11 protein-coding genes are annotated in these 15,169 nt (G+C 56.0%); 2 read left to right on the plus strand and 9 right to left on the minus strand.

The genetic code is table 11. The features are described from left to right. Positions 1–13: 13 nt before the first annotated feature. From alaS to hisS, 8 genes are all read right to left on the minus strand, one after another. The gene (gene alaS, locus L6990_RS08320) at positions 14–2,701 is read right to left on the minus strand and encodes an alanine--tRNA ligase (protein ID WP_237203658.1); all 2,688 of its coding nucleotides are present in this window, start codon (positions 2,699–2,701) and stop codon (positions 14–16) included. Positions 2,702–2,746: 45 nt separating this feature from the next. Then, positions 2,747–3,223 (minus strand): hypothetical protein, encoded by a 477-nt coding sequence (locus L6990_RS08325; RefSeq protein ID WP_237203659.1) that lies wholly within the window; start codon positions 3,221–3,223, stop codon positions 2,747–2,749. A gap of 2 nt (positions 3,224–3,225) precedes the next feature. Next, positions 3,226–3,606: a DUF948 domain-containing protein gene (locus tag L6990_RS08330; protein WP_237203660.1), complete on the minus strand. Its 381-nt coding sequence runs from the start codon at positions 3,604–3,606 to the stop codon at positions 3,226–3,228. A 223-nt stretch (positions 3,607–3,829) separates the two neighbouring features. Then, positions 3,830–4,462: a 30S ribosomal protein S4 gene (rpsD, locus tag L6990_RS08335; protein ID WP_237203661.1), complete on the minus strand. Its 633-nt coding sequence runs from the start codon at positions 4,460–4,462 to the stop codon at positions 3,830–3,832. 272 nt (positions 4,463–4,734) lie between these two features. Next, complete coding sequence (locus L6990_RS08340) at positions 4,735–6,141, minus strand: replication-associated recombination protein A (RefSeq protein WP_440480492.1); 1,407 nt, start codon at positions 6,139–6,141, stop codon at positions 4,735–4,737. Positions 6,142–6,177: 36 nt separating this feature from the next. Next, positions 6,178–6,612, minus strand: coding sequence for a D-aminoacyl-tRNA deacylase (dtd, locus tag L6990_RS08345; RefSeq protein ID WP_237203662.1), 435 nt, complete (start codon positions 6,610–6,612; stop codon positions 6,178–6,180). A 152-nt stretch (positions 6,613–6,764) separates the two neighbouring features. Beyond that, positions 6,765–8,549 carry an aspartate--tRNA ligase gene (gene aspS, locus L6990_RS08350; RefSeq protein WP_237203663.1) on the minus strand — a complete coding sequence of 595 codons (1,785 nt, stop codon included), beginning with the start codon at positions 8,547–8,549 and terminating at the stop codon, positions 6,765–6,767. A 97-nt stretch (positions 8,550–8,646) separates the two neighbouring features. Next, a complete protein-coding gene (gene hisS, locus L6990_RS08355) occupies positions 8,647–10,008 on the minus strand; it encodes a histidine--tRNA ligase (protein ID WP_237203664.1) in 1,362 nt (453 codons plus the stop codon). Between the two features lie 332 nt (positions 10,009–10,340). On the opposite strand from hisS, the gene L6990_RS08360 reads away from it, so the two are divergent. Next, on the plus strand, positions 10,341–11,630 hold the full coding sequence (locus L6990_RS08360; protein ID WP_237203665.1) for a DUF349 domain-containing protein: 1,290 nt from the start codon (positions 10,341–10,343) through the stop codon (positions 11,628–11,630). A gap of 191 nt (positions 11,631–11,821) precedes the next feature. Beyond that, complete coding sequence (locus L6990_RS08365; protein WP_237203666.1) at positions 11,822–12,592, plus strand: hypothetical protein; 771 nt, start codon at positions 11,822–11,824, stop codon at positions 12,590–12,592. A 47-nt stretch (positions 12,593–12,639) separates the two neighbouring features. Here the strand turns inward: L6990_RS08365 and L6990_RS08370 are convergent, their stop codons facing one another. Next, on the minus strand, positions 12,640–15,018 hold the full coding sequence (locus L6990_RS08370) for a RelA/SpoT family protein (RefSeq protein WP_237203667.1): 2,379 nt from the start codon (positions 15,016–15,018) through the stop codon (positions 12,640–12,642). Positions 15,019–15,169 lie beyond the last annotated feature (151 nt).

Consider the following 15,169-nt stretch of genomic DNA (forward strand, 5'->3'; position numbering starts at 1 on the left):
GAAACTCACGAGGTTAAGCCCCGAGCTCTGTGATGGCTGAGCGAATTGCGGTGAAGGCGGCATCAATCTTGGAGGCATCCTGACCGCCACCCTGAGCGACATCGTCCTTACCGCCGCCGCCGCCACCGAGTACACCGGCAGCGATACGGACCAGCGCACCGGCCTTAACACCGGCATCACGGGCTGCCTGGTTAGTAGCAACCAGGATCACGGGACGGCCGTTATTGACGCCGGTCACCGCAACAGTTGCGGCATCTTCACCGAGGCGAGAGCGGAGGTCAAGGGCTAGGTCACGAACACCGTTAGCATCAAGTTCACCGGCATTGTGCAAGAGAGTACGCACACCGCCCAGCATTTCTGCGGATTCGGTGAGCTTGCCGGCCTCTGCCTGCAACTTTTCCTTGCGAAGCTTGGTCAGCTCCTTCTCAGCTTCTTTCAGCTTAGCCAGTGTCTGGCTCAACTTTTCGGGGAGGTCTGCTGAGGACTGGACCTTCATCATGCCGGTCAACTGGTTGACCAGGGTGCGTTCAGCTGCCAGGTGATTGAAAGAGTCCAGACCGACGAGAGCCTCAACGCGGCGGTTGCCCGAACCAACAGACTGCTCGGTGAGCAGGGTCAGTGAGCCAATCTGAGCGGTCGAACCGACGTGGGTACCACCGCACAGTTCGCGGGAGAACTCCCCGCCCATTTCAACCACACGCACGGAATCGCCGTACTTTTCACCGAAGAGCATGGTTGCGCCCAGGTTCTTGGCTTCATCCAGTGACATTTCGCGGGTGATGGTCTCAAAGTTATCGCGGATAGCAGTGTTGGCAACCTCTTCTACCTCATGCTTAGCGGCATCTGATAGGCCTTCGCCCCAGGCAAAGTCAAAACGCAGGTAGCCCTCCTTGTTAAAGGAGCCGCGCTGGGTTGCCTCATTACCGAGTACCTGGTGCAGAGCTGCGTGGATAATGTGAGTGCCGGAGTGAGCTTTTTCGCCATCAGCACGGCGCTGCACATCGACCTGCGCCACAACAGCGGTGCCAGCGACTACCTCGCCCTCACGCACGGTGGCGCGGTGGACTGAGAGCCCCTTGACCGGCTGCTGAACATCAGAAACATCCACAACAAAACCATTGCCAGTAATAACGCCGGTATCGGCAGCCTGGCCACCAGCTTCAGCGTAGAAGGGGGTTTCGTCGAGAACAATCTCAACCTGGTCCCCTGCGCTAGCCGCAGGGACGCTGACGCCGTCTACGAGGATAGCTCGCAGGGTGGTTTCGGTGCGCAGTTCGTTATAACCGGTAAAGATTGAGGGACGCTCATCGACTAGCTCACGCAAGGCCGAAAGATCAGCGAAGGAACCCTTCTTTGCTTTGGCGTCTGCCTGAGCACGGTGGCGCTGTTCCTCCATCAAAGAGCGGAACTGTGCCTCGTCAACCTTGACGCCGGCCTCTTCAGCCATTTCCAGGGTCAGGTCAATGGGGAAACCGTAGGTATCGTGCAGGGCAAAAGCGTCTGCACCAGAAACCTCGCCCTTGCCGGCGCTCTTAGCAGCCTTAACAGCTTCTTCAAGGCGCTCAGTGCCTGACTCGATAGTTTTCAGGAAGGCCTTTTCCTCTGCATAGGCGATGCGGGAAATACGATCAAAGTCTTCAGCAACCACGGGGTAAGCACCAGCCATGGCATCGCGAGAAGCGGGGAAAAGCACGGGCAGGCAGGGCTCGGTAACACCCAGCAGGCGCATTGCGCGGATGGCGCGACGCATGAGGCGGCGCAGGATGTAACCGCGGCCTTCGTTGGAGGGGGTTACACCGTCAGCGATGAGCATGAGGGACGAGCGGATGTGGTCAGCAACCACGCGCATACGTACGTCCTCGATATAACCCTCATCTTCAGCGTTTTCTGAGCCGTGGTACTTCTTACCTGAAAGCTTGGAGGCTGCGTCCAGCACGGGGCGCACCTGGTCAGTTTCGTAGAAGTTTTCTACACCCTGCAGCAGCATCGCCAGACGCTCTACACCCAGACCGGTATCTATGTTCTTCTTGGGAAGGTCGCCCAAAATTTCGAAGCTGTCCTTGCCGGTACCTTCACCGCGCTGGTACTGCATGAAAACCAGGTTCCAGATTTCAATGTAGCGGTCATCATCAGCTGCGGGGCCGCCTTCTTTACCGTATTCGGGGCCGCGGTCGTAGAAGATTTCGGAGTCAGGGCCAGCGGGGCCGGGCTGACCGGTAGACCAATAGTTCTCAGCCATACCCATCTTCTGGATACGCTCGGCGGGGAACTTCACATCATTAACCCAGATATCGTAGGCTTCGTCGTCACCCTCGTAAACAGTGACCCAGAGGCGGTCAGCATCTAGACCGTAGCCACCGTCTTCAACTGAAGAAGTCAGCAGTTCGTAGGCCCAGGGAATAACCTCTTTCTTGAAGTAGTCACCAAAAGAGAAGTTGCCGGCCATCTGGAAGAAGGTTCCGTGACGGGCGGTCTTACCGACCTCTTCAATATCCAGGGTGCGGATACACTTCTGGACGCTGGTTGCGCGGGAGAAGCTGGGAGTTTCGCGCCCCAGGAAGTAAGGAATAAAGGGCACCATACCGGCGATGGTAAACATTGCACCGGGCTCGTTTGATACCAGCGAAGCTGAGGGAACTACGGTGTGCCCGCGCTTCTCGAAAAATTCGATCCAGCGCTTTGAGATTTCCTGTGAAAGCATCGAAGCTGTTTTCCTAACGTTCGTTACCTAAAATGATGAATAAGTTTATGAGAAAAAGTCTGTGCCGAGATCAGCGTCCCGCGCCAAACGCCTCTTACGGGCATCAGCTTCAGGTTCTGGTGCGTGGCTTAGCGAACCCTCCAAAACATCGTCGCTGCCATAGGTCTCAATGCTTCGGTTGGAGCCTTGACCCTGTTCCCAGGTATCGATTGAGCCCGGACGTGTTTCTTGTTTTTGTTCTTCAAAACGCTGCTTGAGCTCGGCTTCTTTTTCATCCATGCCAGCTTTGACGTTAGCGGCGAAGCGTACAAGGCTCAGCGCCGAGGCCTTGAAGGGAGCCCCATATTTTGAGTCAAAGAATTGAGCCACAGCTGCATCCTTACCGACAAACTTTTGCAGAGCACGCTCAGAGCGCAGCGTTAACTCTGTTGATTGACCAGACACCTTGTCCTGGGAGCGAGAAGCTAAATAGCCAGCAGCAGCGCCACCGGCAATGAGCAGAGCGTTCTTCCACAAGGACACTTTTACTCAGCCTCCGGGTGGCGTGGCCGGCTAGCAGGCCCATCGCCCTTAACAGCTTTACGTAACCCGTGTGAGAAGGAGGCCACCTTAATCAGCGGCTGACCTACGGTTGAGGTTACCAAGGATGACAGCGCTGAGACGTTGGCCGAGGCGTCAGAAACATTGCTTGTAATGCTATCTACCTTATCCAGCTGAGCATTAGTGCTAGCAACCGTCTTAGTTACCTCACCAATGAGGGGTGTGGTTTCGTTATTCAGGCTTCTGATGGTGAGCGTGAGTTCGTCAAAAACCTTACCCAGTTTCAGGATAGGTAATGCCAGCAAGGCAACCAGTACAGCAAAAACACCTGCTGCTATGAGACCTGCTATGTCTGCACCACTCACGGGCACCTCTTTCTCGACTGGCTAACTGCTCTTAAAAGAACACGAATTGATAACAATACTACTTGACCTGTGGCGAGAAGCGTTATTCTTTGGTGTCCCGAAAAGGTAAGTCCCCATCACATCACCCAAGGTTTAGATTCACTTCTGCAAACCAACCACTGGTAAACCTCACAAAAAAGGCCCGCACCACAGCTAAGTGGTACGGACCTTAAGAAGCTATTGCTTATGCAAGGCGTGAGTAGTATTCAACAACCAGCTGCTCTTCGCAGATGACAGGAATTTCTTCGCGCTTGGGTGCACGCTCAAGCTTGGCGTGGAGCTTCTCGATCTCAACGTTCAGGTAAGGAGGAGTATTGGGCAGAACATCCTGGTGTGCGCCGGTGGCTGCAACCTGGAAGGGTGCCATCTTCTCGCTCTTGGGGTGAACGTGGATCAGCTGGCCGGGCTTGACGCGGAATGAGGGGCGGTCAACACGAACGCCATCAACCATGATGTGACGGTGAACGACTGCCTGGCGAGCCTGAGCGATGGTACGGGTGAAACCTGAGCGCAGGACAAGTGCGTCGAGGCGGGTTTCGAGAATCTCAACCAGGTTCTTACCGGTCTGACCCTCAATGCGCTTAGCTTCGAGGTAAGCGCGACGCATCTGAGCTTCACGGATGTTGTACTGTGCGCGCAGACGCTGCTTTTCCTTCAGCTGTACTGCGTAGTTCGAGTCAGCCTTCTTGCGGGCGCGACCGTGCTGGCCGGGGCCGTAAGGGCGACGCTCGAAGTACTTTTCTGCCTTGGGGGTCAGTGCAATGCCGAGTGCACGTGACTGACGCACGGTACGGCGGGTACGGTTGTGGTTTGCCACAGCTGTTACCTTTCATTAGCGGTTGGTTCCCCCTGCGTGGAAGGAACCATTTGTTCTGTTGTCTTGGCCTCCGGTAACCACCCACGGTTTGGATGGTGGAGAGTTGCGAGCAGCCGCACTCAAACAACTACGATCAACCCGGTGATCAGGTTTCATTTCAGAAGCCCGCGTTTTGGGTAGCCTGCCAGACCGTACTAACTGTACCCCAAGCCTGTACCCTCTGCTAGATGGTCTTTACCTGTGTTGTTGTGTTCTTGCTGACCCCGGCGTCCCTACCGCTGATTCTTGCCCAGAATTTGATGGATGGCTTCCAGGCGGTCTTTGAGCGCACGTTCGTGCCCAAAGGACGTGGGAGCGTAGTACCGAGTGCCACCGAGAGTTTCAGGTAGGTAGGACTGGGCGGCGACCCCGTTCGGTTCATTGTGGGGGTAAATATAACCCCGCCCGTGGCCCAGCTGGCCAGCACCCGGGTAGTGGGCATCTCGCAGGTGAAGGGGAACTACACCAGCATTACCGTTTTTAACGTCAGCTATCGCCGAGTCAATCGCCGATATGACCGCATTCGATTTCGGAGCTGTAGCAAGGTGAATAGTTGCCTGAGCCAGGTTAATTCTCGCTTCTGGCAAACCCACCAGTTGAACAGCTTGAGCCGCGTTGACAGCAGCGGTCAGGGCGCTCGGATCAGCCATACCAATATCTTCACTGGCATGAACGATGAGCCGCCGCGCAATGAAGCGGGGGTCCTCACCAGCCACGATCATGCGCGCTAGGTAGTGCAGAGCCGCATCAGGGTCTGAGCCGCGGATTGATTTGATGAAGGCACTGGTAACGTCGTAGTGCTGATCCCCGTTCCGGTCATAGCGTAGCGCGCTCTGGTTGAGTGCCTGCTCGGCGTGCTCGATGGTGAGTTTTAGTGGTTTCTGGACGCTGTAGTCACGGTTCTCGGCCTCAGCCTGCCCAAAAGCCTGGGCTGCGGCAGCTTCAAGACTGGTCAGAGCCTTGCGGGCATCGCCCATAGCCAACTTCACCAGGTGATCTTTAGCTTCAGCTTCGAGAGTGAGGGTTCCGCTGAAACCCCGCGGGTCGCCCAAAGCCCTATCCAGTAGGTCAGCGATATCCTCATCAGTCAAGCCCTGTAGGGTCAACAGGATGGAGCGGGATAGCAGAGGTGATATGACGCTGAAAGAAGGGTTCTCAGTAGTGGCTGCAACCAGAACCACCCAGCGGTTTTCTACCCCCGGTAGCAGGGCGTCCTGTTGGGCCTTGGTAAAGCGGTGAATCTCGTCTAAGAACAAAACGGTGGTGATGCCGCGGTAGTCCCTGTCTTCTAGCGCCTGTTCCATGACAGCGCGGACGTCCTTCACCCCTGCTGTGATGGCAGAGAGCTCAACGAACTTTCGGCCAACACCACGAGCTATGACGTTGGCTAGGGTTGTTTTACCGGTACCGGGTGGACCCCACAGAATGACGGACGACGGCCCGCCTGGCCCTGCGGACTCCCCCGCTAGCACCCGCAACGGTGAGCCTGGCTTGAGTAGGTGCTTCTGCCCCACCACCTCGTCCAGAGTTCGTGGGCGCATGCGCACAGCCAGCGGGGCTCGTTCGCGGCGGGTCAGGTTATCCTGGGAGTCGTTGCCGTCGTCTGGCTGATCATTGAAGGTAAAAAGTGAGCTATCCACGGCGTCCTCGTATCTGCTGGTGGGCTGCCGGTGCGGCTAAAGCTGATCGGTATCAAGAATTAGGGTTACAGGCCCGTCGTTGGTGAGACTCACCTGCATCTGGGCACCGAAGACACCCGTTTCGACTTCGAGCCCCAGAGCGCGCAAAGCCTCAACATAGCGGTTGAACAGGGGCTCAGATAGCGGGCCTGGGGCAGCTTTAGACCAGGAAGGTCGGCGCCCCTTCTTGGCATCGGCGTAGAGAGTAAACTGACTGACAGCCAGCACCGGGGCACCAGCGTCCAGGCAAGAGATTTCGCCCTCTAGAAGCCTGAGCTGGGCAGTTTTCTCGGCGAGTTTCTGCACCTGCGCCTCGCCGTCATCGTGGGTGATACCCACTAGCGCTAGTAAGCCCGGCCGGTCAATGGAACCTACCGTTTGCCCATCAACGGTAACCGCTGCTGAAGTGACTCGTTGCAGAACTACTCGCATTATTCCCCTGCCTTTGACGGTACCTTACTCCCCTATTTTGTCATGTTCTGGCATCTCGGTCTTCTCATGGGCTTAAAGAGAAGAGCGCCGCCCCTGCATCTTGTGAGAAAGAGCAGGGGCGGCGTCTATCAATTAGGTTCGAAGCCTAGATGCTACTTAGCTTCAGCCTTCTTAGCCTCAGGCTTGAAGTCCACGCCAGCTTCCTTGCGCTGCTGCGCGGTGATGGGCGCAGGAGCTGCGGTGAGGGGGTCGAAGCCGCCACCGGTCTTGGGGAAGGCGATGACGTCGCGGATTGAGTCGGTGCCGCCGATGAGCTGCAGAACGCGGTCCCAGCCAAAGGCGATACCGCCCATGGGAGGAGCGCCGAAGGAGAAAGCCTCAAGCAGGAAGCCGAACTTCTCTGCAGCTTCTTCTTCGCTGATGCCCATCACCTTAAAGACACGTTCCTGAACGTCCTTCTGGTGGATACGAATGGAGCCGCCGCCAATTTCGTTACCGTTGCAGACGATGTCATAGGCGTAGGCGAGAGCCTCGCCGGTGACCTCTTCCTGGTCAAAGGTGTCAAGGCACTCGGGCTTGGGTGAGGTGAAGGCGTGGTGCACGGCGGTCCACTTTGAGGAGCCCAGTGCCACATCGCCGGAGGCGGTAGCGTCTGCTGCTGACTCGAAGAGGGGTGCGTCAACAACCCAGACGAAGGACCAGTCGCCGTCCTTGATCAGGCCGGTGCGGTGACCGATTTCAACGCGGGCGGCACCGAGCAGAGCTCGGGATGACTTGGCGTCACCTGCAGCAAAGAAAATGCAGTCGCCGGGCTGAGCACCGGTTGCTGCTGCCAGACCGGCACGCTCTTCTTCAGTAATGTTCTTAGCTACGGGGCCGGTCAGCTCGCCATCTTCCTGAATCAGAACATAGGCAAGGCCCTTAGCGCCGCGCTGCTTGGCCCATTCCTGCCAGGCGTCCAGGGTGCGGCGTGCCTGTGAAGCGCCCCCGGGCATCACCACAGCGCCCACGTAGGGTGCCTTGAAGACGCGGAAGGTGGTGTCCTTGAAGTAGTCGGTCAGCTCGGTCAGCTCGAGGCCGAATCGAAGGTCAGGCTTGTCTGAGCCGTACTTCTCCATGGCGTCCTGGTAGGTGATACGCTCAATGGGGCGGGGAACCTTGACGTCAATCAGGTTCCAGACACCCTCAACGATACGCTCGCCTAGATCGATAATGTCTTCCTGGTCTACGAAGGATGCCTCGATATCCAGTTGGGTGAACTCGGGCTGACGGTCAGCACGGAAGTCCTCGTCACGGTAGCAACGGGCAATCTGGTAGTACTTTTCAATGCCGCCTACCTGCAGCAGCTGCTTGAAGAGCTGGGGGGACTGGGGCAGGGCATACCAGGAGCCGGGTGCCAGACGTGCCGGGACCAGGAAGTCACGAGCACCTTCGGGGGTGGAGCGGGTCAGGGTGGGGGTTTCCACCTCGGTGAACTTCTGACCGTGCAGAACCTCGCGAGCCGCGCGGTTAGCTTCTGAACGCAGGCGCATCAGGCGGGCAGGTTCGGGGCGGCGCAGGTCAAGATAGCGGTACTTGAGGCGTGCTTCTTCGCCTACTTCTACGTGCTCATCAATCTGGAAGGGCAGGGGCGCTGCGGTGTTGAGCACCTCGGTTTCCTTGACCATAACCTCGATGTCACCGGTGACCAGGTTGGGGTTCTCGTTCCCCTCGGGGCGGCGGGTAACTTCGCCCACGACCTTCAGCACGTATTCGTTGCGCAGGTGTTCAAAGTCAGCTTCGTTGTGGAAGACCACCTGAGTAACGCCTTCACGGTCTCGCAGGTCTACGAAGGCAACACCACCGTGATCGCGGCGCCTTGAAACCCAACCAGATAGGGTAACGGTTTCTCCGATGTTCTCAGCGGTTAGCTCGCCAAGGGTGTGAGTGCGTAGCACGCTCTTCCTTTCCATCATCACAGTTGTTTTTTCTGTGAAAAGAATTTTATGTCTAAGTATAGGTTGCACCGTGGACTGTGCGACAGCACCGGTGGGTTTAGTGGGAATCCGCAGGGACGATACGCACCTGCAGGTCTTCTGCCGGAGGCATCCAGTTTTCGAGTGAAGCTTCAACCTGCTCACCGGTGCGGATGTCTTTGACCTCGTGCTTGAGGCTGCCGTCTTCGTTGGTTGAGGTAAACCATACGAAGGGAATGCCGCGCTTTTCGGCGTACTTAATCTGCTTGCCGAACTTCGCTGCGGTTGCTGAGACCTCACAGGCGATTCCGCGGGCGCGCAGCTGGTCAGCGACGTCCTGAGCACCTGACCACATCTCGTCGTTGGTCAGGGCGATCAGAACTGCCGAGGGCACCTTACGGGTGGGAGCTGCGAAGCCCTGGGACAGGATGCGGGCTACCACGCGGGTGACACCAATAGAGAGGCCAACACCGGGGTAGGTTTTCTTTCCGTTGGACGCCAGCGATTCGTAGCGACCACCGGAGCAGATGGAGCCAAGCTGCTCGTGACCTACCAGCACCGTTTCGTAGACGGTACCGGTGTAGTAGTCCAAGCCGCGGGCGATGGAGAGATCAGCGATGACCTTGCCGGGGGCACGACGTGAAGCTTCACCGATTACTTCAGTCAGTTCAGCTAAGCCTTCTTCGAGAAGGTCATCTGTGACGCCCAAAGCGCGAACCTGATCAGCGAAGGAAGTATCTTCTGCCCTGATGGACGCCAAAGACAGCGCAGCCTGGGCCTGCTCGTCTGTAGCACCCAGCTCATCTTTGAGGAGCTGGGCCACGGCGTCCGGGCCAATCTTTTCTAGCTTGTCGATATTGCGTAGCACTCCCGGGGTATCGCTGAGCCCGATGCCGCGGTAGAAGCCCTCTGAGAGCTTGCGGTTATTGACGCGTAGCTTGAAGTCAGGGATGGGCAGCTTTGAAAGGGACTCCACAATGATGAGAGCCAGTTCAACGTCATAGCGGAAAGGCAGAGCACCATCCCCCACTACATCGATATCGGCCTGAGTGAACTCGCGGGCACGGCCTTCCTGAGGACGCTCACCACGCCATACCTTCTGAATCTGGTAGCGCATGAAGGGGAAATTCAGGTAGCCGGCATTCTCAACTACGTAGCGCGCGAAAGGCACGGTGAGGTCGAAGTGCAGTGCCAGCTTCTCTTTTTTGGCCGCGCTACGGGCATCGTCCCCATCATCGAGCAGACGAGAAACCGCGTAAACCTCTTTGTCGATGTCACCCTTGCGCAGCAACTGGTCGATGGTCTCAACCGAGCGGGTTTCGATGGAAGAGAAGCCGTGCAGCTCAAAGGTTTCGCGCAGAGTATCGAGAACGTAATTCTCCACCAAACGTTCTTCAGGTAGGTGCTCTGGGAATCCAGAAAGCGATTGCTTGCGAGCCATTAGCTCCCCTCACGTCAACAAAATAAGGTACTTGGTGCGCGGCTTTTACCGCACAGTCTTCTTAATACTAAACGGTGAGCACGGGGCACCGGTAATTATAGGCGGGGTCTGCTACTGAGATACACCACATTACTGCCCACGGAATACCCTGGTGTCCTTCAGATGCTAAAACCCCCTAAGAACGATATGCTGGTAAGTGCACCAACCGTGCTCGATAGATTATTAGTTGTTGACTGATGACAGCTAACCAGCCCTATCGTCTGATTGCACGTGGCTGGTGCGCTTTGTTTTACACCTGCGCTAACGCGCCTCAACGTGAAAGAGTTATAGCGGTGACTACCCAACCCGACGACACCCTCGCAACCGTAGACCTCGAAAAGGCTCGCAAATTCGGCAAGGTTGATGCTGAAGGCCACGTCTTTGTACTAGTAGACGGTGAAGAATATGCAGTAGGCCAGGTGCCCGGCGCCTCAGCTGATGAAGCCCTCGCCTACTTCGCCCGTAAGTTTGAAAATGTAGAAGCGCAGGTCGCTCTGCTCGAAGAACGCGTAGCTCGTAAAGCTAAGGCAGCCGACCTGCAAAAGGCCGCAGCGCATCTGGGCCAACAGGTAGCAGTTCGCAATATGGTGGGCGATTACGCTGCGCTTCAGGAGCGACTGGTAGCTCTGGTTGCCAAGATCAATGAACGCGAAGAAGCCGAAAAGGCAGAATCAGCGGAATCACGTGAAGCTGCGCTGGCAGCCCGTGAGGCAATCGTTGCCGAAGCTGAGACCGTAGCTGACCAGGATGAAACCAAGATTCACTGGAAGAACTCCCACTCTCGCATGAACGAGCTGTTCGATGAGTGGAAGAAAACCCAGCGCGAGCATCACCTGCCCAAGAGCGTAGAGGACGACCTCTGGAAGCGTTTCCGCGCTGCCCGCACCACTTTTGACCGCCGCCGCCGCGCTCATTTCTCTCAGCTTGATGAAAAGAACGCCAAGGCTAAGCGCGTCAAAGAAGCTCTCATTGCCGAGGCTGAAGCGCTAAGCACCTCCACTGACTGGGCAGAGACTGCTGCCAAGTACCGCACTCTGATGGATCAGTGGAAGGCAGCTCCTCGCGGCGGACGCAAGGAAGACGACGCGCTCTGGGCTCGTTTCCGTGCAGCACAGGACGTCTTCTTTGACGCCCGTACCGCTATTAACGCTGAGCTCGACAAAGAATTCGAAGCTAACCTGGTAGCAAAAGAAGCGCTGCTTGAAGAAGCTCGCGGCATCCTGCCCGTCACCGATATCAAGGCCGCTAAGGCACAGCTCGAGGGCATTCTTGATCGTTGGGACGCTATCGGACGCGTCCCCCGCGCCGCTGTTCGTCGTGTGGAGCAGGATCTGAAGAAGGTTCAGGATGAAATCCATCAGGCAGAAAACGCTAAGTGGCAGAAGACTGACCCTGAGAAGCAGGCTCGTGCTAACTCCATGCTGACCCAGCTGGAAGAAGCCATTGCCGATCTCGAAGCTGATCTTGAAAAGGCTCAGGCTGGCGGCAACGCACAGAAAATCAAGAAGGCAGAAGAAGCACTGGCAGCTCGCAAGCAGTGGCTGGAAACCCTGAAGGCTTCATCAGCTGAGTTTGGTGCCTAGCAGCTTTGACGATTTAGCCGTGCAGCGAATGTGTGGATAAACCGTCTATGTGAAGTGATTATTTCTTCTCTTCAGCTCGAATCCCCGCAGAGACCACAGTTTCTGTGGGGATTTTGCTGTTCGAGACTGAAGTTATCCACATATGTAAAAATTTCTACCTGCGTCACGCTTTGGTTTGGTAAAACTTAGGTATGTCAGCTCACAGTATCACCCAGAAACTCAGTGCTCTCCCCTTCCCACTACTCCCGCCGGAGCAGAAAAGCCCCTCAACCCTTGAATATATAGCTCAGGCACAAGAGGGCTTCCAGTCCACAGCATTCACCGATCCAGGGCTACGCCATCTTGAACCCCGGGCTGCTGAAGAAGTGAGAAGGCTACTCTTCACCGCTGAGTCAGAGGGAGTCAGCGCTGCTGAGTTTAGAGAAGTCGTTGAGTTCGAAGCTTTAGTTCACCTGCACCACGGAATTTACTCTCCACCCCATGTGAAAGATACCGCCCTTCTGAGAGCTGTCAGTTGCGGCATGCTTATCCCTGATGGTTACCATCACCGCTTACGCATTTCTCGCCGCGCAGCAGCCTGGGTTCTGGGGTTCGGGCAGGCACCGCAGGGCAGTATTGACGTTGATTATGACCGAAATAACCGGGTTCATCTGCCGCCCAGGGCTTTGCAGTTGTGCTCACCGCATCAATCTACCTTTAAAGCGTATGAAGCACTGAGCATTGGCGGTCTGTTGGTTACCAGTCATCTACGGACAGCGCTAGACCTTCTTATCTTTGATGAAGAGCACGACGCTGTAGACCTCGTGCGTCAGATTCTCCTCAGCCCGGATAACAACCTCTCACCGCACCTACTGATGTCTCATGTGCAGGAAGCACCTTTTGTACGTCAGCGTCAAGCAGTTCTTGCGCGAGCAAAAGATGTGTGCACGGAGGTAACCCTGCGGAAACAGGGGCTATGGTAGAGCCCGGTGGCTGATCAGTCTGAGCCTAACGATTTATGCCACTACCACTATTCGTATCGGGGTAGGTCTCTTTGTGAGAGGGGTTTAGCACCGGTTAGCCTGTAAGCGCTAAAGATACCGGGTACGTTCATAATCTGGTTGAGAAGATGGTCGAGCATAAAGCGGTCGCTGACCTCAACCGTGTAGCGGTTGACGGCAAAACGATCGTCACTGGTATGAACCTTCGCATCGACGATGTTGCTACCGGATTCAGAGATGACGCGAATGACGTCCACCAGCAGCAGCTTGCGGTCAATACCCTCCACCTGGATGCTCACCCTGAAGTTATTCTTGGTGCTGTTAGCCCACTCAACAGTGGTCTGGCGGGGGTCGTGCTGAGCATTCAGCACGTTGGGGCAATCGGTGCGGTGGACCGAAATACCCTGCAAGCGGGTCACGATACCAACAATTTCGTCCGGCGGAACAGGAGTGCAGCAGCGAGCAATCTTAGTCAGAATGCCCTCAGCACCAGGCACTACCACACCGTTATCATCGCCCGTAGCTGGGCGGGTATTGAAAAGTGAGGTATCAAAACTATTGACCTCTGCCGGTGCTTGATCGTCGCTGTCCCCGTAGTAGAGATCAACCAGAGTAGAGATAACATCTTGTGGTTCAAGATCGTTCTCGCCGACCGCATGGTAGAGACTTGCCACATCGTTTTTATGGTGAACGTGCGCCACCTGAAGCATGAGCTCAGGAGTTAGCATCTTGGTGAGCGGCAGTTCATGCTGCCGCATTGCCTTCACCAAGCGTTCCTTGCCACGGCTCAGCGCCTCAAGCCTGCGTCCCTTGGCAAAATGCTGCCTAATTTTGGTGCGAGCCTTTGAGGTACGCACAAACTTAAGCCAGTCCTCGCTGGGCTCATGGTTCTCGTCCTTAGTGGTCATAATTTCCACTCTGGACGCGGTCTCTAGCTCTGTATGCAGAGGCACGAGCTTGCCGTTGACCTTGGCACCAATCGTGCGGTCACCCACCTCAGAGTGAATGGCGTAGGCAAAGTCAACGGGCGTCGAACCGGCAGGCAAGCTGATGGGCTTACCCTGCGGGGTAAGCACGACAATCTCATCTGACTCTAAGGTCTCAGCGAGTTCTTCATAGAACTTACTCGATTCGGGGTTTGAACTAGAGATCTCAGAAATTGACTGCAAAATCCCGATACTAAAGGCAGCAGTGTGAGTGCTGGGATCCTTGACCGCAGTCTCAACCTTCTCACCCCGAGAAGCTGCCTTATACCGCCAGTGCGCAGCCACACCGTACTCAGCCTCTTCGTGCATCTTATAGGTGCGAATCTGGATTTCAAGCGGTAGCCCACCTGGCCCGTGCACCGTCATGTGAAGGGACTGGTAGTGATTATTCTTGGGCGACTTGATGTAGTCCTTAAAGCGCCCAGCCATGGACGGCCACAGAGACAGCACGTGACCTAAAGCGGCATAGCAGTCATCAACGTTCTCAACCATGATGCGTACAGCCAAGATGTCGTTGATCTCATCAAAGCTCTTACCCTTGGTCTTCATCTTTTGATGAATGGAATAGTAGTGCTTGGGGCGGCCAGTTACCGTACCCTCAATACCAACCTGCTTCAAGCGATCTTCGATCGTCACCCGAGCTTCAGCCAAATAATTTTCGAGTTTGGGGGTACGCTCGCCTACCAGGCGCACGATTTCCCGGTAGATGTCGGGGCTCATTGCCGCAAACGAAAGATCCTCAAGCTCCCATTTAATGGTGTTAAGACCGAGGCGGTGTGCCAGCGGGGCATAGATTTGGAGGGTCTCTTCAGCTTTCTTGGCCGCTGAAGCACCCGAGACAAAACGCCAGGTCCGTGCGTTATGCAGGCGGTCTGCGAGCTTAATGAGAAGAACGCGGATGTCCTTGCTCATAGACAGCACCAGTTTACGAATGGTCTCAATCGGAGCGTTAGCGCCGTAACTGACCTTATCGAGCTTGGTCACCCCGTCCACCAGGTAGGCAACTTCTTCACCGAAATCGGCAATCAGCTGCTCCATGGTGTAGTCAGTATCTTCAACGGTGTCATGCAGAAGGCCAGCAACAAGAACGGGGCCTGTAGCTCCAATCTCTGCCAGGATAGTGGTCACGGCTACCGGGTGGGTGATGTAGGGGTCACCACTCTTACGCTTTTGCCCGCGGTGATAATGGCTGGCTACCTTAAAGGCCCTCTGCAACACATCAAGGTCTTCATCAGGGTGAAACTTGGTAACGGTGCGGATAACCGGGGCAAGAACTGGCGAGAATCGTGGGCTTGGCCCCACTTCACGGCCAAAAACCTGGCGAGCCGGAACACGTCCTGACGCCGACATCACACGGTGTGAACCACGCAGGGGCCGCTTCTTCTGCTGGGCGCTGTGAGTGTTTTTTTCTGAAGCGCTCATACCTGCACTCCCCCTTGCCTCGTGCGTGTGCTATATGTTGCTCTATCATAGTTCAAAATAGCTGATAGGTAGAACACAGTGACCGGGCATGACCAAGCCAGCCCACTTTAACAAGAAGATGCCGCCGGGTTTTACCCGGCGGCATCGTAAT

The organism is Rothia endophytica (assembly GCF_928381505.1).
GTDB classification, from domain to species: domain Bacteria; phylum Actinomycetota; class Actinomycetes; order Actinomycetales; family Micrococcaceae; genus Rothia; species Rothia endophytica_A.